General features: G+C 51.1%; 2 protein-coding genes. One reads left to right on the top strand and one right to left on the bottom strand.

What is annotated here, in order from left to right:
- Positions 1-112, top strand: a 112-nt coding sequence (locus TU75_RS26140; RefSeq protein WP_156422797.1) for a transposase, incomplete at its 5' end; no start/stop codon positions are given.
- Positions 113-164: 52 nt separating this feature from the next.
- On the opposite strand, the gene TU75_RS26135 is transcribed toward TU75_RS26140, so the two are convergent.
- Positions 165-554, bottom strand: a complete 390-nt coding sequence (locus TU75_RS26135; protein ID WP_034103374.1) for a histone-like nucleoid-structuring protein, MvaT/MvaU family — start codon at positions 552-554, stop codon at positions 165-167.
- Positions 555-724 lie beyond the last annotated feature (170 nt).

The following is a 724-nucleotide window of genomic DNA, read 5'->3' as shown; positions in this document are numbered from 1 at the left end:
GTTGGAAGGAATAAACAATCGAATAAAGGTCATCAAGCGGATGGCGTACGGTTACCGGGATAGCGAATTCTTTTTCATGAAGATCAAGAACGTCTTTCCCGGTAATCCGTGAAGAACCAAAAAAAAGGCCCTCATTGAGGGCCTTTGCGTCTGCTAACTGTAATTCACTTCGAAAGCCAAGACTCTACGACATCCGAACCATGCTCATTTTTCCAGGCTTTAAGCAGCTTGTGATTACCACCTTTGGTCTCAACGATCTCGCCCGAATGCGGGTTTTTGTAAACTTTCAACGAACGTGCCTTCCGAGTACCCTTCTCTGCAGGCGCAGACAACGGAGCCGATTTGCCACGCTTAGCAGCCGTAGGATCAAGCAGATTGATTACGTCACGCAGGCTGTAGCCGTACTCAGCCAGCAGACCGCGTAGTTTGCTCTCAAACTGCATCTCGGCCTGCAAGCCAGAATCGGATTTCATCGACTCAAGCGCAGCCAGTTGAGCAGCCAGATCTTGTTCGAGTTTGCGAAATTGTAAGCGTTCGGCGAACTCACCTGGCAACTGAGTGCGTGAACGAGCCCCATGAAAGACAGGACACCGTTTCCCCCTTACGATAAGGGATAGGCAAACGGTTATGTTTATGACTAATAGCAACGACAAGAGTGGGGAGCTTTTGGGCCAGGAGCGGCGGCGCCGCTGGAGCCCGGAGCAAAAACTGGCCATGGTTCGCG

Source organism: Pseudomonas poae (genome assembly GCF_001439785.1).
GTDB classification, from domain to species: domain Bacteria; phylum Pseudomonadota; class Gammaproteobacteria; order Pseudomonadales; family Pseudomonadaceae; genus Aquipseudomonas; species Aquipseudomonas poae.
This window is presented reverse-complemented; position numbering and strand designations above follow the sequence as displayed.